General features: G+C 74.1%; 24 protein-coding genes. 15 read left to right on the plus strand and 9 right to left on the minus strand.

What is annotated here, in order from left to right:
- The first annotated feature begins 76 nt into the window (after nt 1-76).
- On the plus strand, nt 77-568 hold the full coding sequence (locus tag KPF47_RS09095; protein ID WP_224388062.1) for a MarR family winged helix-turn-helix transcriptional regulator: 492 nt from the start codon (nt 77-79) through the stop codon (nt 566-568).
- Nucleotides 569-633: 65 nt separating this feature from the next.
- Here KPF47_RS09095 and KPF47_RS09100 read toward each other — a convergent pair whose 3' ends face one another.
- The 3 genes from KPF47_RS09100 to KPF47_RS09110 all read right to left on the minus strand — a co-directional run bounded on the left by KPF47_RS09100 (nt 634) and on the right by KPF47_RS09110 (nt 4,636).
- Complete coding sequence (locus KPF47_RS09100) at nt 634-1,464, minus strand: DUF427 domain-containing protein (RefSeq protein ID WP_224388063.1); 831 nt, start codon at nt 1,462-1,464, stop codon at nt 634-636.
- 86 nt (nt 1,465-1,550) lie between these two features.
- Complete coding sequence (gene asnB / locus KPF47_RS09105) at nt 1,551-3,425, minus strand: asparagine synthase (glutamine-hydrolyzing) (RefSeq protein WP_224388064.1); 1,875 nt, start codon at nt 3,423-3,425, stop codon at nt 1,551-1,553.
- A 368-nt stretch (nt 3,426-3,793) separates the two neighbouring features.
- Nucleotides 3,794-4,636 (minus strand): IS5 family transposase, encoded by an 843-nt coding sequence (locus KPF47_RS09110; RefSeq protein ID WP_224386276.1) that lies wholly within the window; start codon nt 4,634-4,636, stop codon nt 3,794-3,796.
- Between the two features lie 184 nt (nt 4,637-4,820).
- Between KPF47_RS09110 and KPF47_RS09115 the strand changes: the two genes are divergently transcribed.
- Nucleotides 4,821-5,666: an IS5 family transposase gene (locus KPF47_RS09115; protein ID WP_224386179.1), complete on the plus strand. Its 846-nt coding sequence runs from the start codon at nt 4,821-4,823 to the stop codon at nt 5,664-5,666.
- A gap of 31 nt (nt 5,667-5,697) precedes the next feature.
- On the opposite strand, the gene KPF47_RS09120 is transcribed toward KPF47_RS09115, so the two are convergent.
- Both KPF47_RS09120 and KPF47_RS09125 read right to left on the minus strand, forming a co-directional pair.
- Nucleotides 5,698-6,291: a plasmid pRiA4b ORF-3 family protein gene (locus KPF47_RS09120; RefSeq protein WP_224386178.1), complete on the minus strand. Its 594-nt coding sequence runs from the start codon at nt 6,289-6,291 to the stop codon at nt 5,698-5,700.
- Between the two features lie 76 nt (nt 6,292-6,367).
- The gene (locus tag KPF47_RS09125; protein ID WP_224386384.1) at nt 6,368-7,792 is read right to left on the minus strand and encodes an NF041680 family putative transposase; all 1,425 of its coding nucleotides are present in this window, start codon (nt 7,790-7,792) and stop codon (nt 6,368-6,370) included.
- A gap of 277 nt (nt 7,793-8,069) precedes the next feature.
- On the opposite strand from KPF47_RS09125, the gene KPF47_RS09130 reads away from it, so the two are divergent.
- From KPF47_RS09130 to KPF47_RS39970, 3 genes are all read left to right on the plus strand, one after another.
- Complete coding sequence (locus tag KPF47_RS09130) at nt 8,070-8,954, plus strand: IS5 family transposase (protein ID WP_224388065.1); 885 nt, start codon at nt 8,070-8,072, stop codon at nt 8,952-8,954.
- A gap of 117 nt (nt 8,955-9,071) precedes the next feature.
- Nucleotides 9,072-9,539 carry a MarR family transcriptional regulator gene (locus KPF47_RS09135; protein ID WP_224388066.1) on the plus strand — a complete coding sequence of 156 codons (468 nt, stop codon included), beginning with the start codon at nt 9,072-9,074 and terminating at the stop codon, nt 9,537-9,539.
- 113 nt (nt 9,540-9,652) lie between these two features.
- Entirely contained in the window at nt 9,653-11,722 is a 2,070-nt protein-coding gene (locus KPF47_RS39970) for a serine/threonine-protein kinase (protein WP_224388067.1), read from the plus strand.
- A 50-nt stretch (nt 11,723-11,772) separates the two neighbouring features.
- Here KPF47_RS39970 and KPF47_RS09145 read toward each other — a convergent pair whose 3' ends face one another.
- Entirely contained in the window at nt 11,773-12,513 is a 741-nt protein-coding gene (locus KPF47_RS09145; protein ID WP_224388068.1) for a sulfite exporter TauE/SafE family protein, read from the minus strand.
- 114 nt (nt 12,514-12,627) lie between these two features.
- Here KPF47_RS09145 and KPF47_RS09150 point away from each other — a divergent pair, with 114 nt between their 5' ends.
- Nucleotides 12,628-13,233: a DUF4232 domain-containing protein gene (locus tag KPF47_RS09150; RefSeq protein ID WP_224388069.1), complete on the plus strand. Its 606-nt coding sequence runs from the start codon at nt 12,628-12,630 to the stop codon at nt 13,231-13,233.
- A gap of 16 nt (nt 13,234-13,249) precedes the next feature.
- On the opposite strand, the gene KPF47_RS09155 is transcribed toward KPF47_RS09150, so the two are convergent.
- The gene (locus KPF47_RS09155) at nt 13,250-14,749 is read right to left on the minus strand and encodes a PucR family transcriptional regulator (RefSeq protein ID WP_224388070.1); all 1,500 of its coding nucleotides are present in this window, start codon (nt 14,747-14,749) and stop codon (nt 13,250-13,252) included.
- A 122-nt stretch (nt 14,750-14,871) separates the two neighbouring features.
- Between KPF47_RS09155 and KPF47_RS09160 the strand changes: the two genes are divergently transcribed.
- The 9 genes from KPF47_RS09160 (at nt 14,872) to KPF47_RS09200 (ending at nt 24,307) form a co-directional block, all read left to right on the plus strand.
- A complete protein-coding gene (locus KPF47_RS09160; protein WP_224388071.1) occupies nt 14,872-17,259 on the plus strand; it encodes a xanthine dehydrogenase family protein molybdopterin-binding subunit in 2,388 nt (795 codons plus the stop codon).
- 23 nt (nt 17,260-17,282) lie between these two features.
- Nucleotides 17,283-18,008, plus strand: a complete 726-nt coding sequence (gene pxpA, locus KPF47_RS09165; RefSeq protein ID WP_224388072.1) for a 5-oxoprolinase subunit PxpA — start codon at nt 17,283-17,285, stop codon at nt 18,006-18,008.
- 15 nt (nt 18,009-18,023) lie between these two features.
- Nucleotides 18,024-18,269 (plus strand): acetyl-CoA carboxylase, encoded by a 246-nt coding sequence (locus KPF47_RS09170; protein WP_224388073.1) that lies wholly within the window; start codon nt 18,024-18,026, stop codon nt 18,267-18,269.
- The gene (locus KPF47_RS09175; RefSeq protein ID WP_224388074.1) at nt 18,266-19,618 is read left to right on the plus strand and encodes an acetyl/propionyl/methylcrotonyl-CoA carboxylase subunit alpha; all 1,353 of its coding nucleotides are present in this window, start codon (nt 18,266-18,268) and stop codon (nt 19,616-19,618) included. Before KPF47_RS09170 ends, KPF47_RS09175 begins: the two co-directional genes overlap by 4 nt.
- Nucleotides 19,615-20,487 carry an allophanate hydrolase subunit 1 gene (locus tag KPF47_RS09180; protein WP_224388075.1) on the plus strand — a complete coding sequence of 291 codons (873 nt, stop codon included), beginning with the start codon at nt 19,615-19,617 and terminating at the stop codon, nt 20,485-20,487. Before KPF47_RS09175 ends, KPF47_RS09180 begins: the two co-directional genes overlap by 4 nt.
- Entirely contained in the window at nt 20,484-21,455 is a 972-nt protein-coding gene (locus KPF47_RS09185) for a biotin-dependent carboxyltransferase family protein (RefSeq protein ID WP_224388076.1), read from the plus strand. The genes KPF47_RS09180 and KPF47_RS09185 overlap by 4 nt, the downstream gene beginning before the upstream one ends.
- 104 nt (nt 21,456-21,559) lie before the next feature.
- Entirely contained in the window at nt 21,560-22,555 is a 996-nt protein-coding gene (locus KPF47_RS09190) for a hypothetical protein (protein WP_224388077.1), read from the plus strand.
- A 340-nt stretch (nt 22,556-22,895) separates the two neighbouring features.
- Nucleotides 22,896-23,528: a hypothetical protein gene (locus KPF47_RS09195; protein WP_224388078.1), complete on the plus strand. Its 633-nt coding sequence runs from the start codon at nt 22,896-22,898 to the stop codon at nt 23,526-23,528.
- 122 nt (nt 23,529-23,650) lie between these two features.
- On the plus strand, nt 23,651-24,307 hold the full coding sequence (locus KPF47_RS09200) for a hypothetical protein (protein WP_224388079.1): 657 nt from the start codon (nt 23,651-23,653) through the stop codon (nt 24,305-24,307).
- Between the two features lie 30 nt (nt 24,308-24,337).
- Here KPF47_RS09200 and KPF47_RS09205 read toward each other — a convergent pair whose 3' ends face one another.
- Both KPF47_RS09205 and KPF47_RS09210 read right to left on the minus strand, forming a co-directional pair.
- Nucleotides 24,338-25,006, minus strand: coding sequence for a pentapeptide repeat-containing protein (locus tag KPF47_RS09205; RefSeq protein ID WP_224388080.1), 669 nt, complete (start codon nt 25,004-25,006; stop codon nt 24,338-24,340).
- A gap of 19 nt (nt 25,007-25,025) precedes the next feature.
- Entirely contained in the window at nt 25,026-25,979 is a 954-nt protein-coding gene (locus KPF47_RS09210) for a triacylglycerol lipase (RefSeq protein WP_224388081.1), read from the minus strand.
- Nucleotides 25,980-26,008: the final 29 nt, after the last annotated feature.

A 26,008-nucleotide genomic window follows, 5' to 3' on the forward strand; every position in this document is an offset into this window, starting at 1 on the left:
CCCGCGACCCTGTCACGACCCGGCCGTCCCCGAGGGCCGATGCCATTGCTCAGCACTTCTTTGGCAGAATGGGGCGATGGGTGAGGGATCGGGCAGCGCGTCCGGCGGCTCCGCGGGCGCGGTGGTCGCCGGCCGTTTCGAGACCAGCGACGACGAGGTGGCCTCGCGGCTACGGCTGGCCGTGGGCAGGCTGAACCGCCGGATCCGCATCGACGGCTCCGAGTCGCTGCCGCCGCTGCAGCTGTCGACGCTGGTCACCGTCGAGCAGCACGGCCCGCTGCGGCTGTCCGAGCTCGCCCGCCGGGAGGGCGTGACCGCGCCGACCATGTCCCGGGTGCTCTCCGCCCTGGACGACCAGGGCATGGTGGAGCGCGCCGCCGACCCCGGTGACGCCCGCGGCGTGCTCATCTCGATCTCCACGGCCGGGCGGGACCGGCTGCGGGAGGTCCGCAGCCAGCGCACCGCGCTGGTCGCCCGCAGGCTCGACCGGCTCGACGCCGACCAGCGCGCCGCCCTGGAGGCCGCGCTGCCCGCGATCGAGGCCCTGATCGTCGCCGACGAGGACTGAGCCCACCGGGCCGGCTCCGGCCCGGTTCCGGCCTCGACGTGGAGCCTCGACGTGGGGCCCCGGTGTCAGGCCTCGACGCCGTCGACGGTCACCACGATCCGGGAGCCGTCGTCGCGACCGCCGCCGGTGGTCGCCCGCAGCCCCGCCACCCGGGCCGACTCCGGGAGCGGGTCGGGGTAGTGCCAGAACAGGTCGGCCAGCCGGGTCCCGCCGGGCAGCTCGGCGTGCTCGTAGTGCGCCTCGCCCTTGTAGGGGCAGCGGGTGCGCAGCTCGCCCGTCGTGGTCGGGACGGCCAGGTCGGCCGCGGGCAGGTACCAGCGGTTCGGCAGCCCGGTCTCCGACAGCACCCACGGTCGCTGCGAGCGGGCGAGCACCGTCTCCACCCCGTCGGTCGCGACGTGGGTGACCACGACCTCGCGGTGGGTCGGGCGCACGTCGACGCGGGTGTAGGGGTCGGTGAGGTGGGCGAAGACCTGCTCGTCCTCGTCGTACCAGGCGTCGGCGGCGTTCCAGTAGAGCGCGGCGAGCCCGCGCAGCCAGGGCGCGGCCGCCACCGGCTCGGGGTAGTGCCAGACCGCGTTCTCCGCGGTGCGGTCGCCGACGACCAGCGAGCGGTAGGACGCATCGCCCTTGAACGGGCAGTGGGTGGTGTGGTCGGTCGCGACCAGGACGTCGTGGTCGAGGTCGGCCTCGGGGACGTAGAGCACGGGCAGCAGGTTCGACTCGTGGACGAGGAACCCGGCGCGGGTGTCGAGCACGGTGCGCCCGGCGAACTCCGCACGCACCCGCCTCGGGAACGGGTGCATCAGCAGCTTGTGCGCCGGGCCGTCGATCGCGTAGTTCACCGTGGTCGGTGCGTACGGAGACAGCGGTCCGTCGCTGCGGGTCAGTCCCATGTGGCCTCACCTCGTGGGCGGTCGTGCGGGTCGCCACCCACACAACCACCCACGGGGCGAACCTGCCACGGGGCCGGCGGTGACGGCTACAGCGAGAGCTGCACGTCGTAGTCGCCGATCCAGGTGTTCAGGTCGATGATGCGCTCCAGCTGCATCCGGCGGCCCATCGAGTTGGCCTCGTGCCCGCCGCCGTCGTCGAGGCGGCGCTGCACCGCCGCCCGGTCCACCAGCGGCGCGACGGGCGCGTCGTCACCGCGGCCGAGGATCTCGGCGACCTGGTCGCGCAGCGACTTCTCGTAGGAGTCGTCCTGGGTGGAGGGGTAGGGGCTCTTGACCCGCTGCACCACCGAGTCGGGCAGGAGGTCCTTCGTGGCGTGGCGCAGCAGCGACTTCTCGCGGCCGTCGAAGGTCTTGTGCGCCCACGGGGTGCCGAAGACGTACTCGACGAGCCGGTGGTCGCAGAACGGGACCCGCACCTCGAGCCCGACGGCCATGCTCATCCGGTCCTTGCGGTCGAGCAGCACCGGCAGCCAGCGGGTCAGGTAGAGGTAGCAGATCTCGCGCATCCGCCGCTCGTGCGGGTCGTCGGCGGCCGGGCCGGTCAGCTCGGGCACCTCCGCCAGGGCCGTCCGGTACTGGTCCTCGACGTAGCCGGCCACGTCGAGCTTGGCCCACAGGGCGCCGTCGAACAGGCCGGGGTCGGCATGGTCGTGGTTCATCATCCGCCCGGCCAGCCACGGGAACGTGTCCGCGGCGACGGTCTCGGGGTCGTGGAAGTCGCGGTAGCCGCCGAAGACCTCGTCGGCGGACTCCCCGGACAGCGCGACCGTGGACTCCCGGCGGATCGCGGAGAACAGCAGGTAGAGCGAGGAGTCCATGTCGCCGATGCCGGCGGGCAGGTCGCGGGCGTGCACGGTGGCGCGCCGCACGGCCGGGTCCATCATGTCCTCGGTGCGCAACACGATGTCGCGGTGTGCGGTGCCGACGTACTCGGCCACCTCGTGCACGTAGGGGGTGTCCGGGGTCCCGCGGGCGTCGTCGGCGACGAAGTTGTCGGCGTAGCCGACGAAGTCCACCGCGAAGGACCGGACGGTGCCCTCGACGTGCTTGGCCGCGAGCGCGGTGAGTGCCGAGGAGTCCAGCCCGCCCGAGAGCAGGGTGCACAGCGGGACGTCGGCGTAGAGCTGGCGCAGCGCGGTGTCCTCGAGCAGCTCGCGGACGTGGTGGACGGTGGTGTCGACGTCGTCGGTGTGCCCGGTGTCGGTGAGCTGCCAGTAGCGCTCCTCGCGGACACCGCCCTCGCGCGAGACCCGGACCACGCAGCCGGGCGGCACCTCGCGCATCCCGCGGAACACCGCGTTGGACATGTCGGACACGAACGCCAGCGCCCGCCGCAGCCCGTCGGCGTCGACCACCCGCTCGGCCTCGGGGTTGGCCAGGATCGCCTTGGGCTCGGAGCCGAACAGCACACCGTGCGGCGTGGGGTAGTAGTACAGCGGCTTGACGCCCAGCCGGTCGCGGACCAGCACGAGCTCGTGCGTGCCGGAGTCCCACAGGGCGTAGGCGAACATGCCGTTGAGCCGGCGGGCGACGTCGCGGGGGTCCTTCGCGCCCCACTCGCGGTGCGCCCGCAGGACCACCTCGGTGTCGCTGGAGGTCCGGAACCGGTGACCGGCCGCGGCGAGCTGTTCGCGCAGCTCCCGGAAGTTGTAGGTCTCACCGGAGTAGACCATGTGCAGGGCCGGGGCCCCGCCCTCGTCGAGGGTCATCGGCTGGCGCCCGCCCTCGATGTCGATCACGGCGAGCCTGCGGTGGCACAGCGCCGCGGGCCCCTGCGCCCACACCCCCTGCTGGTCCGGTCCCCGGCAGGACATCGTGTCGTTCATCGCCGCCAGGGTGCGGGCGTGCTCGTCCGCCCCCAGGTCGTGCCGGTAGTCGATCCAGCCGCAGATTCCGCACACGGTGAGCGCCTCCTCGATCTCTCGTGGCCCGGGCCGCGCCGCCCGGCATGATCAATTGCAACGCTAAGCATTGCGTAATGCAACACGGAGGTAACACGAAAGGTCCGGTCCGTCCGCCGACGGGTGGTTCGTCCTGCGAGATCGACGACGAGCGTCGCTGATCACACCCGTTCGGCGCAGTATCGTTGCGTGAACGCGCACGAACCTTTCGATCGGCTTAGAGGTCGTTTCAGAACGACTTGTCGAGTTTCCATTGACCCCTCGACGACAGATCAAACGGCAGGTCAGATAGCCGCTTGTCGTCTACAACAGACACGTCGACCTCGTTCTGAAATGACCTCTTAGAGGTCGCGCGGATTGGTTGGTGATCATGGACGTCGTGCAGGTCGGGCGTTCCAGCGGTGTGTGGTCCAGGCCTGCCGAATCAAGCTACGGAGTGTGACGATCGTGTCGGCGAGGTCGAAGAACGCGTCGACGACGATTTCTCGTCGTTCGTAGCAGCGCTGCAGCCGGTTGAAGCTGTTGTGCCAAGCGTTGGTCCGCTCGACGTGCCAGCGGCGGGTGGCCTGGATCGGCGCTTTCTCACCCTTGTGCGCGATCTCGCCGTGCAGGCCTCGTTCGGCCAGCGTGTCGCGGGTCTTGCCGGAGTCATAGCCGGCGTCGAGGTGCACGGTGATGTCGTCGGGCAGCGGGCCGAGAGCATCGAGGCGGTCGAGGGTGGGGCCCAGTAGCGGGGAGTCGTGCCGGTTGGCTCCGGCCAGGACTCGGCCCAGCGGGATGCCGTATCCCTCGACGAGCACCGAACGTTTCATACCCTGTTTGCGCCGGTCCACCGGCGACGGACCGGCGACCTCGCCGCCGCCGGGGGCCTTGGTGATGGCGCCATCGACGGCGATGTCGTGCAGCAGCAGACCGACGATGCGGTCGTAGGCGTCCAGGACGATCCGACGCAGCTGGGCGAAGACCCCGAGCCTGATCCACTCGTCACGACGATCGCGGATGGTGGTCGCCGAGCAGGTGCTGTCAGCGATGCCCTCATACGAGCAGCCGAACCGCAGTACCTGCAGGAGCTTGTCGAACACGATCCGATCCGCGATCCGGCGGCGATGGCAGCCCAGCGGATGGGTGGGATCGAACTCGTCTCGATGAGGCAGCAGCGCGGTGAACTGGTCCCACAACGGCTCGGTCAGCCATGATGGCAGGGTGGGCACGCGGCCTCCAGACGATCACGAAGCGTAGATAACTTCATGATCGGCAGGCCCGTACCCGCCCTCGCCCCCAGACACTCGACCGCGGCCAAGCTGTGACCAATCCGCGCGACCTCTTAGAGGTCGTTTCAGAAGTCGGCGTGTCGGTCCTGTGTGGATCGGCGCTGGTAGCTGATCATGTCCGGTCGTGGCGCGGCGATCTTGTGTCGAGCGATTGGTGAGCGACGAGCTGTGGGCGCTGGTGGAGCCGCTGCTGCCCAAGCCGCGCAAGCACAAGCGGGGACGGACAGGCCGTCCGCGGGTGCCGGATCGGGCCGCTCTGGCCGGGATCGTGTTCGTGCTCAAGACCGGGATCAGCTGGAACGCGCTGCCCGCCGAGCTCGGCTGTGGGTCCGGAGTGACCTGCTGGCGGCGGCTACGGCAGTGGCAGCAGGCCGGGGTCTGGGCCCAGCTGCACCGGGTGATGCTCGACCGCCTCGCCCAGCAGGGCCTGCTGGACTGGTCGCGGGCGGCGGTGGACAGCGTGAGCGTGCGGGCCAAGCGCCGCGGCGAGGCCACCGGGCCCTCGCCGACCGATCGCGGGAAGGCGGGCAGCAAGTACCACGTGCTCTGCGACCGAGGCGGGCTCCCGCTGCATGCGCTGGTCACCGGGGCGAACACCCACGACAGTCGGATGCTCGCCCCGCTGCTGGACACCAACCCCGGCGTCCGCGAACGGGCGGGACAGCCGGGGCGTCCGCGACGTCGGCCGGACAAGGTGCACGCCGACAAGGGCTACGACTATCCCCGCTGCCGCCGCTACCTGAGTGGGCGTGGGATCGGGGTGCGGATCGCCCGGCGCGGGATCGAGGACTCCACCCGGCTCGGGCGGGTCCGCTGGGTCGTCGAGCGCACCATGTCCTGGCTGCTGGACTTCCGCCGCCTCGCGCTGCGCTACGACCGCGCCGAATCCACGATCACCGCGCTGTTATCGCTGGCCTGCGCCCTGATCTGCCACCGCCGCCTCACCAAGCCGAAGCCGAAGCCGAAGTGATGGTCGACCCAGCCCTCGCTGAGGCACTCGCCTACGAGGTCGGGGCCAGCGGCCGCCAGGCCAGCCACTCCAAGGCCCGGTCGGCCTCGTCAGGGTCGAAGCGGTGCGGGTCGAACGGCCCGCCCGCCCACTCCAGGCGCTCGGCGCGGTCGGGATGGTCAGGGTCGGCGAGCACGGCCTGGAAGTCCTCATACCCCCCGATCCCGCCGACGTCCTCGGGCGGGCACGCCCCCTGCCCGGCGACGCATCGCGGATAGCACACTCCCGGCTCGACGGCCGCGACCGCCTCGACGGTGATCTCGTGGGCCCAGTTGTCACCGAAGTCGTAGACGTAACCGAACCGGTCACCAGCCTTGACCAGCCGAAACAGCTTCTCTTTCGTCTCGTCGGCGACATCCTGTCCGGGCCAGTCCGGGTCTGGGATCCCGTAGCGGCGCCCGACGATCTCGAACTCGTGCAGATGAGAGTTCGTCCAGCCCATCACTGACTGCACCACCTCGTGCAACACCGCCAAGTCGACCTCGCCCGGCACCTGCACCCGACGCCGGACCGCCGGCACCACCTCGGTCAGGACGATCTCCAACTCGAAAATCTTCGTCTTCTCAGACACACGAGGCGCGACCATCAGCCGATGCTGCCAGCCCCGCCGTCACCGGCAGAACCGGGCCCACCACTTCTGAAACGACGTCTTAGCTTGGTTTTTAACCTGTGTGTTGTCGTCGCGCGGTGATGGTGCGGTCGCGTTTGACCGTTTTCCCGACGTCGTGGCTGGTCGGGGTGTGCCGGTTGCGGGAGCCGGGTGGGCGGCCGGGACCGGGTCGGCTGGGTTTCGGTGCACTGGCCGGGAGGACGGTCCGCGCGCGGATGTTCCGAAAGGCGCGGCGAACCCGGGCCGGGGTGAGCCGGGTGGGGGCGGCGGGTCGTTCCCAGGGGCGGCGTAGGTCGGCGGCCAGTGGTCGGGCCAGGCGGAGTTGGGTGTGGGAGGCGATGATCAGCCAGGTCCAGCGGTCGGCGGCTTCGGGGGTGCGCAGCTTCGGGGTTGTCCAGCCGAGGGTCTGCTTGAGCAGGCGGAATGTGTGCTCGAGATCGAATCTGCGGAGGAACGCCTGCCACCAGCGGTCCACGTCGGCGGCGCTCGCGTCGGTGGCGGAGCTCCATAGCCACACGGGCTTCGGGTCGCGGTCGCCGGGTAGGTGGTCGACCTGCAGCCGGAGCAGGGTGCCCTCGATGATCGGCAGTTCGCCGGCGTGGTCGATCCAGCACGTGCGCCGGGTCAGCCGGGGGTGGACCCGGTCCCAGCTGGTCGCGACGGCAGTGCCGTAGCGGGTGGTCTTGGTCGTCGTGGTGTGCACCGGTTCGATCCAGGTGGCGGGCCGGTTCAAGGCGATCTCCGGGCCGTGCTTGGGTGGGCGCCCGGTCGTGCCGGGCAGCCGTGGCGGCTTGGGCAGGCGCAGGACCCGGTCCGAGCGCAGTCGTCCGACCAGCTCGACGGGCAGATCGGCCAGTACGTAGGCGAGGCGGGTGATGTCGTATCCGGTGTCGGTGACGATCACGATGTCCGGGTCCCCGGGGCGCCAGTGCCCGGCGCTGGTCAGTCGCTCGATGACCGCGCGTAGCTGGGTGGCGGTCACCGCGGTGGCGTCGTCGGCCGGGCCGAGTCGAACCGCGTCCAGGACCGCCGTCCACGACGTCCGGCCCGTCTCCAGGGCGGCGACGAACGAGTATGGCCAGCCCGGGATCAGCTGCGCGTTGCCCTTTCCGCGTCCGTAGACATGGCAGAACAGCCGCTGATCGCTGGTCGTAGCGTCCGGGCGCAGCCACGGGCTGACATCCACGGCGAGCACGATCCGACCGTCGACGGCACGGGGCAACGGGAGACCGGCCAGCACCCGGCGCAGCCTCCGGGCGGAGATCCTGCCACAGGCCAACGCGTCGTACATCGCGCCGTGCCCGCGACGGTGCTCAGCCACCAAGGTCAGCTCCGGTAGCGAGCGAACCGGGCCGTCCGCGCACAACACGGCGTCGGTGAGCTCGAACAGCGCATCCGCTCGCGCAGTCAACGACGCGTAGAACTCCTGCCGAAACCCGGCAAGATCACCCCGCCCGACCGGAGTGTCACCGAGCACCACTGGCCCGGCAGAAGCCACACTGACCACCACGGCCACCGCTTTCGTCTTCGATGTTCTGTGGAAGGAACCCGAAGATGATCAAGCGGTGGCCGTACCCATGTCCCGCCGACACGCCGCCCGAACTACATCAACCTCCCAGCAGCAGCTCCGGAAGGTTAAAGATCAAGCTTAGAGCGTCCGGCAGTAGAGGTGGCCGTGTGTCGGTGTTGGTAGAGACACGGACCTGCAAGTGATCATGGGATTGCTGATGTCCTGATGGTCGCCTGGAGGGTCCGTGCCTCTATTGCCAGAATCGCTGATCGACCCCCTCTGGGTCGAGTTCGCTGCCCTGATCGAGGCAGAGCGGCGCCCGGAGTTCGACCCGGCCCATCCGTGGGGCTGTCACCGTCGCCGGATCTCTGATCGGGTCGTGTTCGACCACGTCGTTGCCGCTCTGGTGCACGGTAGTGGCTACGAACGCATCGCCACGCCGGGTTGCTCGGACCGCACCATCCGCCGCCGTCTCGATGACTGGGCCACCGCGGGAGTCAGCGAGGAACTGCTCCGCACCGCGCTGGCCGGTTACGACCAGATACTCGGCCTGGATCTTGACGATCTGGCGGTCGACGGATCGATCACCAAGGCACCAGGCGGAGGCGAGGTGGCCGGCCGCAGCCCTGTCGGCCGCGGCAAGCAGGGCACGAAACGGTCCGTGGCCTGCGATGACCAGGGCATCCCGCTGCACCTGGTCGCGGCGCGAGCCAACGACCATGACTCGCCCCTGCTGGAACCGACCTTGACCGGCATCGTGACGATGATCGGCCCGCTGCCCCGCCACCGCGACGCCCACGGTGGTGATCTGTTCCCGACCGTGCACCTGGACCGCGGCTATGACTCCGGCAAGACCCGTACTCTGCTGCACACCCTGGGCTTCACCGGCGAGATCGCGACCACGGGGGTCCCGGCGCCGATCCAGGCAGGACGACGGTGGCCCATCGAGCGCACGCACTCCTGGATGAACGGCTACGGCAAGCTGCGCCGGTTCACCGATCGCCGGAAGATCATCGTCGAGTTCTACCTCAACCTCGCCGCCGCGCTCACCGTGATCCGCCGGCTGATCAACCGTGCCCGCAGCCGCTACCGCTGGACAACCCGACCCACGACCCGTCGACTCCGATAACCATCAATCGCCGGACGCTCTTACGTGATTGCGATCGTCAATGTTGCGGTCCGCAACGTGTGTAGTCTGCGAATCATGACGGAACGTCCGATTGGCCCGATTGACGACGACGCAACCGTGGCGACCGGCGGTCTCGCCACGGCCACCCAGGACCCGCTGCACTCGCTGGAGAAGCAGATCACGCTGCTGGTCCGCCGCACCATGGAGGCGGTGTGGGCGCACGGGTACGGCACGAACGACGCCGTGGACCGCTACACCTACCCGGTCCTCATGCTGCTCGACGACGAGGGCGCGCTCTCGCTCACCGCGCTGACCGGCAAGCTCGGCGTCTCCAAGCCCACCGCCAGCCGTCAGGTCTCCCGCCTGTCGCGGGCCGGTCTGGTCGACGTCTCCCCGCACGAGCGCGACCCCCGCTCGGTCAGCGTCACCCTGACCCCGGCCGGGCTGACCGCCCGGGAGCAGGTCCGCGAGGCGCGCCTGGCGCCGCTGCGCGAGGTCATCGCGCACTGGCCGACCCACGACCGCGACTCCCTGGCCGAGCTCCTCGACCGGTTCAACACCGACCTGGACCTGTTCGTGCGCTGAGCCCGCTGCGCCGCACCGCACGAGCCCCCGTGCCCCCGCTGCTCCGCCGGGCAGCAGCCGGGTGATGCGATAGTGGGCAGTCCGGGTGGCCCGCACCCGGAGCGAGGTCGGGGGTGAGGACGGGCGTGGACGCGCTGGTGGCGCTCGTCGCCGGGGTGCTGGACGGCATCCGCGGGCTCGGGGTGCCCGACGTGTGCCCGGGGGACTGGGCGTGGTCGGTCACGGCGCTCGGCGTGCTGACCGGGCTGCTGCCCACCGCGGGCGCCGCACTCGTCGCGCTGCTGCGCCGGGGGATCGGCTCCGGCTCGTCGTCCGGCTACGGCTCGGCGGAGTCGGTCCTGCTGGCCGGGATCGGCGTGCTGTCGGCGGGGCTGCTCCCGCTGGCCGTGTTCGTCGGGGCCGGCGAGGTGTTCGGCCGCGCCACCGCCGGGGTGCCCGCCGTGCCCGGTCTGAGCGCGTCGACGACCTCGTCGATCCGGGTCGAGACCTGCAGTGTCGTCGGGACCCAGAGCAGCTACCTGGGCCGCGGCACCGTCGCCGGGTCCATCGGCGGCGACGTCGTCACCTCGGTCACCTCCGTCGCGCTGCTCGGGATCGTGCCGCTGCTGGCGACCGTGCTGGTCGCGGTGCAGGCGCGCACCGCGCTGCGCCGCGGGCCGCGCTGGCCCGCCAAGTTCTTCTGGCTCCCGCTGTTCGCCCTGATCGTCCTGACCGGCACCGTCCCCGCGGGGACGGCCGAGCACCTGTGGGTCGGCATCCTCGGCGCGAGTCTGGTCGGGGTGCTCGTCGTGCCGCTGTTCCCCGCGCCGTCGCGGGCGACGGTCGAACGGATCCGCGCCGGGCGCGACGCCCCGCCGCGGCGCGCCGACCCGTCCGCGGCCGGCGCCACCGGGACCGGGTCGTCCCGGGCGGGGCGCGGTGGCAGCGGGGTCGCCCCGCAGGCCGGGGCCGCGGCGACGCCCAGCGTGGCCGAGCGGCTGGCCCAGCGGTTCTCCGCCCGCGAGGTGCCGGGCACCCTCGGCACCGACGGCACCGACGGCGGCCGCGGGCCGGTCCCGGTCGAGCGGTCCGCCCCCTATGCCGGGTTCACCGCGGTGCCCCGTCCGCCGGTGGGGTACGGCATGCCGCCGCCCGCCGCGTACGCCCCGGGCCCGGGTGGGCGCCCGCCCGGCGGGCCGCCGCCGTTCTCCGGTCTGGCCGCGCACCCCGCGGCCGGGCCGCCGCGGGGGCCGGCGTCGGGCGCCGCCCGCGGCCCGCTCCCGCCCCCCGCGGGACCGCCGCGCCGGCCGACCCTGGCTGCGCCGGTGGCGGGCGGGTCGCCCCGTGCGCCGCGGTTCCGGCTGCTGCGCCGGCTCGGGGCCGGGGGCTTCGGCAGGGTGTGGCTGGCCCACGACGCGCAGCGGGGACACACCGTCGCGGTCAAGTCCGCGCACGCCGCGGACCCCGAGACCGAGGAGCGGATCCGCCGGGAGGCCGCCGCGCTGGGCGCGCTGCGCCACCCGTGCTGCGTCCAGATCTACGACCTGCTGCACGCCTCCTCCGACCCCGGGCTGCAGGGCATGGACGGGCTGGTCATCGTCATGCAGTACGTCGACGGGATGTCGCTGGGCCAGCTCGTCGGCGAGCAGGGACCGGTCGACGACATCTCCGCGGCCCGCATCTGGACCGGCATCGCCGGGGCGCTGCACACCGCGCACCGCGCCGGGGTCCTGCACCGCGACATCAAGCCGGGCAACATCGTCGTCGACCCGCAGGGGCACCCGCATCTGATCGACTTCGGGATCGCGCGCAAGCAGGGCGACTCCACCCTGACCCAGACCGGCTACGTGCTCGGCACGCCGGACTACCTGGCTCCGGAGGCCGCGGCCGGCAAGCCCGCCTCACCGGCCTCGGACGCCTGGCAGCTCGCGGCCGCGGTGTCGTTCGCACTGAGCGGGCACCCCCCGCGCGGCGAGTCCGCCGACGCCGTCGCCGGGCTGCGGGCCGCCGCGGCGGGGGCGAAGCTGACCCACCTGCCCGGTCGCACCGCGCACCTGGCGCTGCTCAAGCAGGCGATGCGCACCGAGCCGCACCGTCGCCCCGACCTGCCGACGGTGCAGGGCAAGCTCGACGGCTGGCTGCGCCGTCACGGACACCGCACCGACGGTCCGGTCACGGCGATGCTCGAGTACCGCCGGGGCTGACGGCCCGGCAGGTGGCGGGCGTCCGGACCGGGACCGGGCGGGGGACCGCCTCAGAGCCAGGCCTGGACGAACAGCCGCACCGCCAGGCCGAGCCCCGCGACGGCGATGCCGATCCGGACCAGGCGCGCCGGGAGCCGGCGGGCCACCGCCGGGCCGAGCCACCCGCCGAGGAGCAGGCCCAGGGCCAGCGCGGGCACCGCGGCCCACGCGACGTCGCCGAACACCGTGAACCCGACGGCGGCGACGGCGTTGGCCGCCCAGCTCAGCACGTTCTTGAGGGCATTGGCCCGCAGCAGCGTCGCGCCGGGCAGCGACAGCGTGAGCGCCAGCATCATCACCCCGGCCGCGGCACCGAAGTACCCGGCGTAGACGGCGACACCGAACACCCCCAGCGCGACGACGGGACCGGGCGGCCGGGACCCGGCCGCCGGCCGGGGCGGGCGCAGGAGCAGCACCGCCGCGGCGGCGACGAGGAACGGCACCAGCCGCTCGAAGCCGCCTGCCGGGGTCAGGAGCAGCAGCCCGGCACCGGCCGCACCTCCGAGCAGCGCCGGGCCGAGCCAGCGCCGCAGCTGCGGCCCGGCGCCGCGCAGCTCCGGGCGCGACCCGGCGACCGCCCCCGCACCCTGGAACAGCATGCAGACGGTGTTGGTGATGTTCGCCGTGGTCGCGGGCAGGCCGACGGCCAGCAGCGCAGGGTAGGAGAACAGCGACGCGAGCCCGGCGACGGCGCCGACCAGGCCGGCGGCGATACCGGCGCCGAACAGCGTGAGCAGCTGCCACGGGGTCATCGGCGGGGCATGTCGTTGTCGATGCACAGGACCCTACCCGGCGTCCGGGGAGGGGCACGGACACGCCACACTGGCGCCGACGGCGTCGCGACGAGGGTCGGATCGGGAGGCACGGTGGTCGGTCCGCGTGCGGCCGGGGCGGGTGCCGCCCTGCTGGTCCTGCTCGCCGGCTGCGGCCCCGCGGGCCCGCCGTCCCCGGTCCTGCCGAGCCCGGACCCGGCCGCGGTCGCGTCGGCGCCGCCCCCGGCGCCGGTGGCCGCGCCGCCCGGCCCGGGCGTCCCGGCCGATGAGCGCGCCCCGGCCGGTCCGTGCACCGGGGACACCCTCGACGTGTCGGCCACCGCACCCCGCGTCGAGGGCCCGGCCGCGGTCTCGGACCTGGTTTTCCGCAACAGCGGCGGCGCCGTCTGCGTGCTCGACGGCTATCCGGGCGTGGCGTTCGTCGCGGGCAACGAGGGCACCCGGGTCGGGCCCCGGGCAGCGATCGACGGGCCCCGTGCCCGGGTGGTCCTGGCCCCCGGCGCCGCGGCGACCGCGCGGCTGCGGGTGCGGACGGCGGCGTCGTACCCGGACGCCGAGTGCGTCCCGGCGCAGGCACGGGGGATGCGGGTCGCCCCGCCCGGCGGGAGCGGCGGGAGGTTCGTGCCGCGCCCCGGCCCGGTCTGTTCCGCGACCCCGGAGCCGCCGCAGGCCACGGTGGGCTCGGTCGTCGCCCGGTAGCGCGTCCCGGGTCGCCTCAGGAGGGGGCGGTGGCGTGCAGGGCGAACCACAGCTCGGCACGGACGCCGGGGGAGTCGAGGTCACGCTCCAGCAGCGCCGCGGCCCGGGTGATGCGGGCCCGCAGCGTGTGCCGGTGCACCCCGAGCCGGGCGGCGGCCGGGTCCCACTGCCCGTGGTGGGCCAGCCACTCCCGCAGCGAGGCGACCAGGTCGCCGCGCCGCTCGGCGTCGTGGCGGAGCAGCGGGCCGAGCACGGCGTCGGCGAAGGCGAGGGCGTCCTCGGGGCGCACCAGCGAGGCGAGCCCGCTCCCGGCCAGGTCGGCGAAGTGCAGCACCGCCCGGTCGCGCCGCTCGGCGGCGTCGAGGGCCCGGCCCGCCTCGCGCAGGGCGCGTCCCAGGTCGCCGACCGGCGCCGAGGTGGACACCCCGGCCCGGACCCCGCGCACCCGCCCGGCGACCTCGAGCACCGCGGGCACCGACCCCACGCCGACGACCGCCGCCACCTGCCCGTCGAGCTCGGTGTGGAAGGCGACCCCGGCGGCCCGTTCCAGGGCGTCGAGCAGCACGTCCGGTGGCGCGCCGGTGGTCCGCCCGCCCAGCGCGACGGCGACCAGGTCCCCGGCGGGCAGCGGTCCCCAGGTCTCGGCGAGCACGTCCTCGGCGCCGCAGCCGGGCAGCGTGGCCAGGGCGCGGAGCACCGCGGTCCGTACCCGGCGCTCGGCCCGCCCGGCCGCGGCGCTGCGCGCGTGGGCGAGGGTCAGCACCGACACCGCCGACCCGATGAGCTGGCGGTCGACCGGGGTGAACCGCCGGTCCCGCCCGACGACGAGCACCGCGGGCCCGATCAGGCGGACCGGCTGGAGCACGACCTGGCCGTCGCCGGCGGCGACGGTCACGCTGGACGGGCCGGGGTGCTCCCGGACCCGGTCGATCTCGGCGCCCAGCACCACCGCCCGTCGCGCCGCCGCGGCGGGCGCGGACCGGCGCACCCGGCCGTCGGGGTCGGAGATGAGGGCCCAGGCGCCGAGCCGTTCGGTGAGCCGGTCGAGGACCCGGGCGGTCCCGGTGTCCGGGTCCTCGCCCAGCGCGGCGGCGGTCAACACCCGCTGCGCCTCGTCGGTGCGCACCACCTCGGCGTAGCGGTCGGCGGCGCGGGCCTCCGCGACGGCCTTGGTGAGCGCGAGGAACGGCGTGCGCTCGGGGACCTCCAGCAGCGCCAGTCCGGCCCGCGTGCACGCCTCGCGCAGCGCGGGGAGCAGCTCGTCGTGTCCCAGCCCGCAGCCGAACCCGAGCCCGGCCAGGCCGTGCGCGACCAGCCGGGCCACGTACCCGGCCGGGTCGGGCGCCGGCCCGAGCCCGGTGGTCAGCAGCAGCTCGTCGCCGTCGAGGTAGGGCGTCGGATCGGACAGTTCGCTCGAATGCACCCATGTGAGCGCGCGATCCTGATCCGCGGACGGACACGCGAGCCGCAGTCCGAGGCTGCGGGTCGCACAGAGCGTGCGCAGTGTCAGCGCCATCGGACCCCCTGCCGGACCGTCAGGTTCCGGTCATCGAAGTGGACAGTCCGGACACTACCGCGGCGGGGTGTTCCCGATCACGCTGTCCGGCACGGACCGCAGTCGTCGTCGGAAGGAGCGCAGTGACCGCCACGCAGGAGACCGGTACCGCCGCGGCACCGTGGGTGGGGGCCCGCATGCAGCGCAAGGAGGACCAGGCGCTGCTCACCGGCCGGGCCACCTGGACCGACGACATCACCCCACCCGGCACCCTGCACATGGTCGTGGTGCGCAGCCCGCTGCCGCACGCCCGGATCGTCGGCATCGACACCGCGGCCGCGGCGGCGGTCCCCGGGGTGCGCGCGGTGCTGACCGCCGCCGACGTCGACGACGAGTTCCTCGCCGGCATCCCGTGCGGCTGGCCGGTCACCGAGGACATCCGCATCCCCGACCACCGCCCGCTCGCCCGCGACGAGGTGAACCACGTCGGCGACGGCGTCGCGGTCGTGCTCGCCACCGGTGCCGCGGCCGCCCGCGACGGCGCCGACCTGGTGGACGTCGAGTACGCCGAGCTGCCCGCCGTGGTCGACATGGCCGACGCGCTCGCCGACGGTGCCCCGGTCGTGCACGCGGAGATGGGCACCAACCACTGCTACACCTGGCCGCTGGCGACCGGCGACGTCGACACCGCCTTCGCCGACGCCGAGGTGGTCGTGTCCGGGCGCTACCTGCAGCAGCGGGTGGTCCCCTCACCGATGGAGCCGCGCGCGGTGGTGTGCGTGCCGGACCAGGTCGGCGCGGGCTTCACCGTCTACACCGCGACCCAGGTACCGCACTTCGTGCGCGACATCCTCGCCGCGGTCACCGGCATCCCGGACACCCGGATCCGGGTCGTCGCCCCGGACGTCGGCGGCGGGTTCGGCGCGAAGCTCAACGTCTACGCCGAGGAGTTCCTCGCACTGGTGCTCGCCCGGCGGCTCGGGGTCCCGGTGAAGTGGACCGAGACCCGCTCGGAGCACCACCAGGCCACCACGCACGGCCGCGGCCAGATCCAGGACGTCTCCGTCGCCGCCACCCGCGACGGGAAGATCCTCGCGATGCGCGTCGAGCTGCTCGCCGACATGGGCGCCTACCTGCAGCTGCTCACCCCCGGCATCGCCGTGTTCGGCGCCTTCACCTTCTGCGGGCTCTACGACTTCGGGCACTACTCCTTCACCGCGAAGGGCGTGTTCACCAACCTCACCCCCACCGACGCCTACCGCGGCGCCGGGCGCTCGGAGGCCGCCTACGGCCACGAGCGGATCATGGACGACCTCGCCCGCGAGCTGGGGATGGACGCGGCCGAGGTGCGGCTGCGCAACCTGCACCCGAAGTTCCTGGAGCCGCGCACCGTCCCGTCCGGGGTGCAGTACGACTCCGGGGACTACGAGACCTGCATGCGCCGGGCGATGGAGCTGGTCGGCTACGACGAGCTGCGCGCCGAGCAGGCCCGCCGGCGCGAGTCGGGCGGGGCGGTGCAGCTCGGGATCGGGTTCGGCAACTTCACCGAGTCCGGCGGGCTGTCGCCGTCGAAGGTCGCGGCCGGGGTCCGGCTGCAGTCCGGCGGCTGGGAGCAGGCGACCGTCCGGATGACGACCAGCGGCAAGGTCGAGGTCGTCACCGGCACCTCCCCGCACGGGCAGGGGCACGAGACGGCCTGGTCCCAGATCGTCGCCGACCGTCTCGGCGTCCACCCCGACGACGTGGAGGTCCTGCACGGCGACACCCTGGTCGCGCCGTTCGGCCGCGACACCTACGGCTCGCGCAGCCTTGCCGTCGGCGGCACCGCGGTGCACCTGGCCGCGGGCAAGGTCCTGGACAAGGCGATGCAGATCGCCGCGCACCTGCTGGAGGCCGACGAGTCCGACCTGGAGTTCACCGGTGGCCGGTTCTCGGTGTCGGGCACGGCCGGGCCCTCGGTGACCATCCAGGAGGTGGCGGGGGCGGCGTCGCTGGCGAACGACCTTCCCGAGGGCATGGAGCCGAACCTGACCGCGGACTCGGCGTTCGACCCGCCGAACTTCACCTGGCCCTTCGGCACCCACGTCTGCGTCACCGAGGTCGACACCGAGACCGGGTTCACCCGGATCCGCCGCTACGTCGCCGTCGACGACTGCGGGGTGGTCGTGAACCCGACGATCGTCGAGGGGCAGCTGCACGGCGGGATCGCCCAGGGCATCGGGCAGGCGCTCTACGAGCACGCCACCTTCGACGAGGCCGGGAACCCGACGGCGGGCAACCTGGCCTCCTACGCCGTGCCCGCCGCGACCGACCTGCCGCACTTCGAGCTCGAGCAGCTGGTCACCCCGTCGCCGACCAACCCGATGGGGGTCAAGGGGATCGGCGAGTCCGGCGCGATCGGCTCCTCGCCGGCGGTGGTCAACGCGGTGATCGACGCCGTGGCCCACCTCGGCGTGACCCACATCGACATGCCCGCGACCCCGCAGGCCGTCTGGCGGGCGATCAACCAGGCCTCCGGCCACACTGCCTGAGACCAGGGGAGGGAGACCGGGACATGGTGGACATCAACTGCGACATGGGCGAGTCGTACTCGATCTACCACTGCGGCGACGACGAGGGCCTGATGCCCTGGGTGACCGTCGCCAACGTGGCGTGCGGCTTCCACGCCTCCGACCCGCGGGTCATGGCCCGCACCGTGGCGCTGGCCCAGCGGCACGGGGTGAAGGTCGGGGCGCACCCGTCGCTGCCCGACCGGGAGGGCTTCGGGCGCCGCGAGATGAGGCTCGACCGCGAGGAGCTGACCGCGGGCGTCGTCTACCAGATCGGGGCGCTGGCCGGGTTCCTGCGCGCCCGCGACATGGAGCTCAACCACGTCAAGGTGCACGGCTCGCTCTACGGCATGTCGGCCCGCGACCCGGAGGTGGCCGCCGCGATCGCCGACGCCGCCGACGTCTTCGGCGCCCCGCTGGTCGGCATGGTCGGCACCGTCCACGAGCAGGTGTGGGGTGACCGGCCCGCCGGCTTCGTCGCGGAGTACTACGCCGACCTCGACTACCGCGCCGACGGCTCGTTGGTCATCACCCGGGAGCACGAGGCGTTCGACCCGGTGCGTTCCGCGGAACGCGCCCTGCGCGCGGTCACCGAGGGGAAGGCCACCTCGGAGAACGGCAAGGAGCTGACCGTGCGTGCGGACTCGGTCTGCGTGCACTCCGACACCCCGAACGCCGTCGAGCTCGCCCGTGCCGTGCACGACGCGTTGACGCCCCACCTGAGCAGCTGAGAAGGAGTACCCGCAGTGCCCCGACACGAGGTCGTCTCCCCGATCCCCGGCGTGTTCTACCGCCGCCCCGACCCCGCCAGCCCGCCGTTCGCCGAGGACGGCGCCGCGGTCACCGACGACCAGGCGATCGGCCTGGTCGAGGTCATGAAGTCCTTCCACCGGATCGCAGCGGCCGCGACCGGCACGGTCGTGGAGTTCCTGGTCGGCGACGAGGACGAGGTCGACGCCGGCCAGCCGGTGGCGGTGGTGGAGACCGCATGAGGCTGCTCGTCGCGAACCGCGGCGAGATCGCCGTCCGGATCATCCGGGCCGCCCGGGACCTGGGCATCGGTACCGTCGCGGTGCACTCGAAGGCCGACGCCGACGCCCTGCACGTGCGCCTGGCCGACACCGCGGTGGCGATCGGGCCCTCGCCCGCGTCGAAGTCCTACCTGGTGGCCGACGCGATCCTCGACGCGGCGCGGGAGACCGGCGCGGACGCGGTGCACCCCGGTTACGGCTTCCTGTCCGAGCGGGCGTCGTTCGCCGCCGCCGTCGCCGGTGCCGGCCTGACCTTCGTCGGCCCGGACGCCCCGACGATCGAGCGGATGGGGGACAAGGTCGCCGCCCGGGAGGTCGCCCGCGCCGCCGGGGTCCCGACCGTGCCCGGCACCCCCGGTGGGGTCGCCGACGCCGACGCCGCGGTCGCGGCGGCCACCGACGTGGGCTATCCGGTGATGCTCAAGGCCGCCGCGGGCGGCGGGGGCCGGGGGATCCGGGTCGTCGCCGACGCCGAGGAGCTGCGCACCGCGTTCGGGCAGGCCTCGACCGAGGCGGAGAAGGCCTTCGGCGACGGCACCATGTACCTGGAGCGGTTCGTCGAGCGCGCCCGGCACGTGGAGGTGCAGGTCCTCGGCGACGGCCGGGACGCGGTCCACCTGTTCGAGCGCGAGTGCTCGCTGCAGCGTCGCCGGCAGAAGGTCGTGGAGGAGGCGGTCTCACCCGGCATCACCGAGGCCACCCGGGCGGCGATGACCGCCGCGGCCGTCGCGCTGTGCCGCGAGGTCGGCTACACCTCCGCCGGGACCGTGGAGTTCCTCGTCGACGACACCACCGGCGAGTTCTTCTTCATCGAGATGAACACCCGCATCCAGGTCGAGCACCCCACCACCGAGCTCGTCACCGGCGTCGACCTGGTGGCCGAGCAGCTCCGGATCGCCGTAGGGGAGCCGCTGCGGCTCACCCAGGACGGCGTCGAGCGGCGCGGGCACGCGATCGAGTACCGGGTGTGCGCCGAGGACCCGGACCGGGACTTCCTGCCCCAGCCCGGCGGCGTCGGGCGGGTCACGCTGCCCTCCGGGCCGTGGGTGCGCTGCGACACCTGGCTCGAACCCGACGGCACGGTCCCGCCGTACTACGACTCGCTGCTGGCCAAGGTCGTGGTGTGGGGCGCCGACCGGGCCGAGGCGCTGGCCCGCTCCCGGCGCGCACTCGACGAGTTCTCCGTCGCCGGGATCCCGACCACCGCCGGGCTGCTGCGGACCCTGGCCGGGGAGCCGTGGGTGGCCGCCGCCGACTTCCACACCGGGACCCTCGAAGACTGGCTGGCCGAAGGGAAGGGATCCGCATGAGCGCCCGCTACAGCTGGGGCGGCGACGAGTTCGTGTTCGTCGAGCTGGCCGAGGACATGAGCCTGCAGGCCAACTTCAAGGCCGTCGCGATCACGAACCTGCTGCGCGAGGAGCGACCGGACGGGATCCTGGAGATCTGCCCGGCGAACGCGTCCTACCAGGTCCGCTACGACCCCGACGTGCTCGATCCGCACGCGCTGCTCGCGCAGCTGACGGAGCTGGAGGCCCGGGTCGGCGACGCGCTGGGGGTCACCCTGGACTGCCGGGTCGTCGAGATCCCGGTGCTCTACCGGGACCCGTGGACCACCGAGACGCTGATGCGCTTCCGCGACCGCCACCAGGACCCCGAGGCCACCGACATCGAGTACGCGGCCCGCATCAACGGCTACGCCGGGGTGGACGAGTTCATCGCCGCGCACTCCGGCTCGCCCTGGTTCACCTCGATGGTCGGCTTCGTCGCCGGGCTGCCGTTCAAGTACCAGATGGTGCCCCGCGACCGGCAGATCGTGGTGCCGAAGTACCTGCGGCCACGGACCGACACGCCCAAGCAGACCGTCGGCTACGGCGGCTGCTTCTCCTGCATCTACTCGGTACGCGGCGCCGGCGGCTACCAGATGTTCGGGATCACCCCGGCCCCGATCTACGACCCGACCCAGACCAAGCCCGACTTCGCCGACCACATGGTCTTCATGCGCCCCGGGGACATGGTCAAGTTCCGTGGCATCGACCGCGACGAGTACGACCAGCTGGAGTCGGCGGCGCAGGCGGGGGAGTACCGGATCACGGCCCGCCCCGTCGCGTTCGACCTGCAGCCCTTCCTCGACGACCCCGACGGCTACAACACGCGCCTGCTGGAGGTGCTCGCGTGACACGCATCGAGGTCCGCAAGCCCGGTCTGTCCACGACCGTGCAGGACGGCGGCCGGTCCGGCTACTACCACCTGGGCATCCCCCCGTCGGGCGCGCTGGACCAGTACTCGCTGAGCTGTGCCAACGCCCTGGTCGGGAACCCGGACGGCGCCGCCGCCCTGGAGATCGTCTACCTGGGCCCGGAGCTGGTGTTCACCGGCCCGGCGACGGTCGCGGTGGCCGGGGCGACGATCGCGCCGACGCTGAACGGGGAGCCCCGCCCGGTGTGGGAGTCCTTCGACGTCGCCGAGGGCGACGTGCTGGCCTTCGACTACCTCAAGGCCGGCGCACGGGCCTACCTGGCGGTGTCCGGCGGGATCGACGTGCCCGAGAAGCTGGGCAGCCGCGCCACCTACGCCCTCGGCGCCCTCGGCGGGCTCGACGGTCGTCCGCTGGCCGAGGGCGACGTCCTCCCCGTCGGGACCGGCACCGGGCGGGCCGGTCTCGTCGTGCCCGAGGACCTGCGGCCCTCGCTCGCGAAGGACGTCGAGGTCCGGGTCGTGATGGGGCTCTACGACCACCGGCTGACCGACCGCGGCCGCGCGACCTTCCTGGACACGACCTGGACGCTGACCCCGGTCGCGGACCGGATCGGGTTCCGCTACACCGGCGGCGAGCTGGAGACCGTCGACCGGGAGCCGCCGTTCGGGGCGGGCCAGGACCCGTCGAACATCGTGGACTCGCCCTACCCGATCGGCTCCATCCAGGTGCCGGGCGGGGTGGAGCCGATCGTGCTGCACCGCGACGCGGTGTCCGGCGGCGGCTACATGATGGTGGCCACGGTGATCTCCGGTGACCTCGACGTCGTCGCCCAGTCCGCACCGCGTACCCGGACCCGCTTCGTGGCCGTCGACCTGGAGACGGCGTTGTCGCTGCGGGCCGAGCGCACGGACCGCCTCGCGCGGATGCACAGCGCGCTGCGACACTGAGACCTCGTCCGCTCACCCGTTCGGGCTGGTTCCGCCGGCGCCGTCCGGTCCGGCGCGACGCTCGGTGACGCGGGGAGGTACCGGATGTGGGGGAGGACCGGGCGATGAGCGGCAGGCACCGGAGAGCGGTGGGATCGGGACCGTTCGGCCGGGTGCTGGCCGTGGCGGTCCCGGTGGTCGGCGCGACGGCGCTGGTCACGGCGATCGTGGCCACCGCCGCCCCGGGTGGCGGACCCGTCGCGGAGCAGCCGGTCGCGGCGCAGGGGGAGCAGGCGGGGCCACCCCCGGTGGCGCTGCCTGCCGCTCCGTCCGGTCCTGCCGCTCCGTCCGGTCCTGCTGCTCCCGGTCCTGCTGCTCCCGGTTCCGCCGCCGGGGCGCCGTCGCCGCCCGCGCCGGCACCCGCCGGGGACGACGCGGGCGGTGCCACCCCGCGCGACCCGGCACCGGGGGCGTCGGAGGGCGCCCCGGCGCAGGCGTCGTCCGGTGCACCGGGTCCGGCCCGTCCGGGCGGGAGCGGGTCCGGGCGCACCGCCGGGGACGCTTCCGGGGACACCGCCGGGCCGCCGTCGGTGACCGGCGGTGCGGACGGCCCCGCGGCCGGACGCACCCCGCCCTCCCCGGTCGGGCCGGCCCCTGGCGCCGTGGCCCCGCAGCAGACCGTTCCCCGTCAGGCCGCACCGCGACGGGCCGCCCCGGACCCGACCGCACCGCAGCGGACCGATCCGCAGCCCTCCGCACCGCGGGCCACTGCGCCGCAGCCCATCGCTCCGCAGCCCATCGCTCCGCAGCCCACTGAACCGCAGCCGAGCGCGCCGCAGCCCTCCGACGCACAGCAGACCGTGCCGGAGCCGTCCGATCCGGCACCGTCCGGTCCGGTGCAGACCGCGCCGCGGCCGGGGGACGCGCCCTCCACGCCCCGGACGAGGGCACCGCAGGGCGACGACCCGGACGACGACGACGGGCCCGGCCGCGGCACGCGGACCGGTCCGGACACCGGTGCCCCGGACGGCTCCCTGCTGCGGCTCCGGCTGGACGTCGCCGGAGCCCCACCCGTCGAGGTGCGGGTGCCCGGCCGCACGCTGCCGCTGCTCGGCGGCTGAGCCCACCGCTCGGGATCGGAACCGGGTTCACCCCACCGGGACGGCCCGGAGCGGCGCCGTACCCGTTCGGTGCATGGCCGTCCCGCCGTCGGCCGGTGACGATCACCCCATGCGCACGGCGAGCGGCTCCACCACGTGACCGGCAGGCACCGGATGCCGGGCGAGGCCGATCCGGCGGGCCCGGGGGCGTCCGTGGCCGGGCAGGACCCGTGGCCACGGTCGGCGGCCCGCTCCGGGGCGGTCACCGCCGGGACACCCGCCGGCGCCTCCGGACCGGCCGGGCCCACCGGCGCGGCCCCCCCGCCGCCCGGTCCGCGGGACCGCGGCCAGGCTGGTGCTGGTGGCCCTGGTCGCGGCGGTCACCGGCGCCGGCCTGTCCGGCACCGGGGTGATCGGCGGGACCGCTCCGGCCGACCAGCGGGTCGACGACCACGTGCCGGTGCCGACCTTCGCCGCGGGCCCGACCGTCGAGGACGCCTCCTCGGTCCCGATGCCGTCGCGCTGGTACGGCTCCGGCACCGGGGTCGAACCCACCACGGCCGCGGACCGCGAGACGCGGGCGGCCGCGGTGGCCGAGGGCGCGGTCCGGGCGGCGACGGCCCGGACCGCCGCGGACCGGCGGGCCGCCGAGGAACAGCGGGCCGCCGAGGAACAGCGGGCCGCCGAGGAACAGCGGGCCGCCGCCCGGGCGGCCGAGGAACGTCGTGCCGCCGAGCAGGAACGCGCCGAGCGGCAGCGCGAGGAACGGGCCCGCGAGCAGGCCGACGCCCGCCGCCGCGCCACCGTCGTGCCACCCCCGGCGCCCACGACCCCACCCGCCCCGGTCACGACCGGCCCGGCGCCCGCACCGGCCACGCCGGGTACCACCGGGCCCGACGTCCGGAGCGCGGAGCCGCCGACGCCGACCGGGGACGTGCCGCGCACCGAGGGTGTCGTGTGTCGGGTCGTCCGCCTGGTGGTCGCGCCCTGCTGAGGTCCCGTGTCGCGACGGCCTGCCGAGACGCCCTGCCGAGACGCCCTGTCGGGGCGCGCGGCCGGGCGAGGGAGGTTTGAGCCCCTCCGGCTTCGGCTACCGAATGCCAGGAGGCGATCACGATGAGCGGACGGCATCGACGTCCACGCACCACGCCCGGCCGCCTGGCCCTGCTGGGCACCGTCCCGCTGGTGGGCGGCGCCGGACTGGCGGCCGCCCTCACCGGCGGCGCCGACGGCACCGACCCGGCCCCGGGCGTGGTCCCGACTGCCGCGGCGGGCACCACGGCGACGGACACCACGGCGACGGACACCGCGACGGTGCACACCGGCGAGCCGGTCGCGGTCCCCGGGCGGGGGGAGGTCGTGCTCGACGCCGTCGGCGGGGCGCGCGACGCGGCCCTGCGGGCCGGAGACGCGCAGACGGCGGGCCGGGTCAGCACCGTGGCCGCGGAGCTGCGTGACCAGGCACAGGCGCGCGCCGACGCCGCCCGCGCCGCCGGGGACGCCGAGCTGGCCGCCTACCACCGCGACGAGGCCGCCCGCCAGGACCGCGCCGCGGAGTCCTCGCGGCCGGTCGTCGCCGACGAACTCCCCGCCGAGGCGGACGAGGAGGAGGGCGTCGACCTCACCGAACCCGCACCGCTCTGCCGCGCCGCCGACGTCGTCCGGCTCGGCCCGCTGACCGCGACCGGCCCGCAGTGCGACACCGACCCGTGGATCGCCGGGCAGGTCGACGACGCGATGCGCCGCGGCGCCGCCGAGCACACCGTCGGCTGAGCGGGCGGGAGCGAGGACCCCGGGACCCGGTCAGGGCTCCAGCACGGTGAGGCCCAGCGCCTCGCACAGAGCGGCCGCCTGGGTGGGGGACACGATCGCCCCGCGCAGCTCGCGCGGCGTGTCCGGGGTGAGCTCACCGAGGTCGCAGCCCCGCAGGTCGGCGCCGTCGAGCCGGGTGGACCGCAGCACGGTGCCCCGCAGCCGGCACCGCGCGAAGCAGACCTCGCGCAGGTCGGCACCGGACAGGTCGGCCTCGGACAGGTCGCAGTCGGCGACCTGCAGCCCGCGCAGGGCCACGTCGCGCAGGTCGGCCAGCTGCAGCGAGCAGTCCTCCAGCACGAACGACGCCGTCAGCCCCCGCAGGCCCCGCAGGATCGTGCCGATCATGCGGCAGCCGGTGAACCGGGTGTCGCCCAGCGTCGCACCCGCCAGCCGGGCCCCGGACAGGTCCACCCCGCGCAGGACGGCGTCGGTCAGGTCCGCCTCCCGCAGATCGGCCCCGGCCAGCGAGGTCGCGGTGATCCGTGCCCGGTCCAGCCGTACCCCGCGCAGGTCCGCCCCGGCGAGCGAGCCGCCCCGCAGCACGAGCCCGGCCAGGTCGGTCTCCCGCAGGTCGGTCTCGTCCAGCACGGCCGAGGTGACCTCGACACCGTCCCGCGCCGCTGTGAACAGGTCCTCCGCCGTCGTCACCGCCGTCACGGGCGACAGCGTGGCACGGTCAGCGGGCGGTGGGTGCGTCCGGGCCCACGGGCAGGCACCGCACCGGGCTCGCGTGCGCCGGGTCGAGCGCGTTGAGCACGTGCTGCAGCGTGACCGGGTCGAACGCGACCGCGACGTGCTCGGCGAGGTCGGTGGGGCAGCCGTCCTGCAGGACGATGTTGTGCGCGCCGTCGAGCAGCCCCGAGGTGTAGGGGACGACCAGCTCGTCGTAGCGGGTGAGGATCATCGTGTAGTCGACGCCGTCGGCGCGGGGTCCGCCGTCGGAGTTCATGCGCTGCAGGAAGTCCGAGCCGTGCAGGAGCTGACGGCAGGACGCGCACAGCGGGTCCAGGACGGTGCCGACGGCCGTGCCGAGGCCGAGCTGCTCACCGGTCCGGTTGAGGAACGCCAGCCCGGCGGTGTTCGTGCCGTCCCAGAGCGGGGTGAGGCCGACGTAGCGCCCGACCTTCTCGGCGCCGCCGAGGAACCGGACGTAGTGGTTCGGCATCAGCGAACCCTCGGAGTGCCCGACGATGTCGACCTTCGCGGCCCCGGTGGCGCCGCGGACCCGCTCGACGAACGCGGCGAGCTCGACCGCGCTGTCCTCCATCGGCGCCAGTCCGCCGACCTGGGTCAGCGGTGGCGGCGCGAGGGGGTTGCGACCGTAGGTCAGGGAGAACACGCAGTAGCCGCGCTCCGCCAGCCGGGGGGCCATGTAGGCCCAGTTGTTGCCCTGGTTGGCCGCGAGGCCGTGCACCAGCACGACCGGGTCCGGGTGCGCTGCCGACGGCCTGCAGCTCCAGTCGTTCGACCCGGGCGGGGACGGGGCGAGCAGGTCGGCCGCCGAGGCGACCGGTGCGGGCTGCGGCGCCGCCTGGGCGGGCGGCACCAGCGCGAGGCCGACGGTGCACACCGCGACCGCGATCGACAGGGCCGCCGCCCACCTGCGCCGGTCGTGCCCCGGTCCAGCCACCAGCCGCCTCCTCGGGTGCCGTCGTCACC

The organism is Pseudonocardia sp. ICBG1293 (assembly GCF_020131355.1).
Taxonomy (GTDB): domain Bacteria; phylum Actinomycetota; class Actinomycetes; order Mycobacteriales; family Pseudonocardiaceae; genus Pseudonocardia.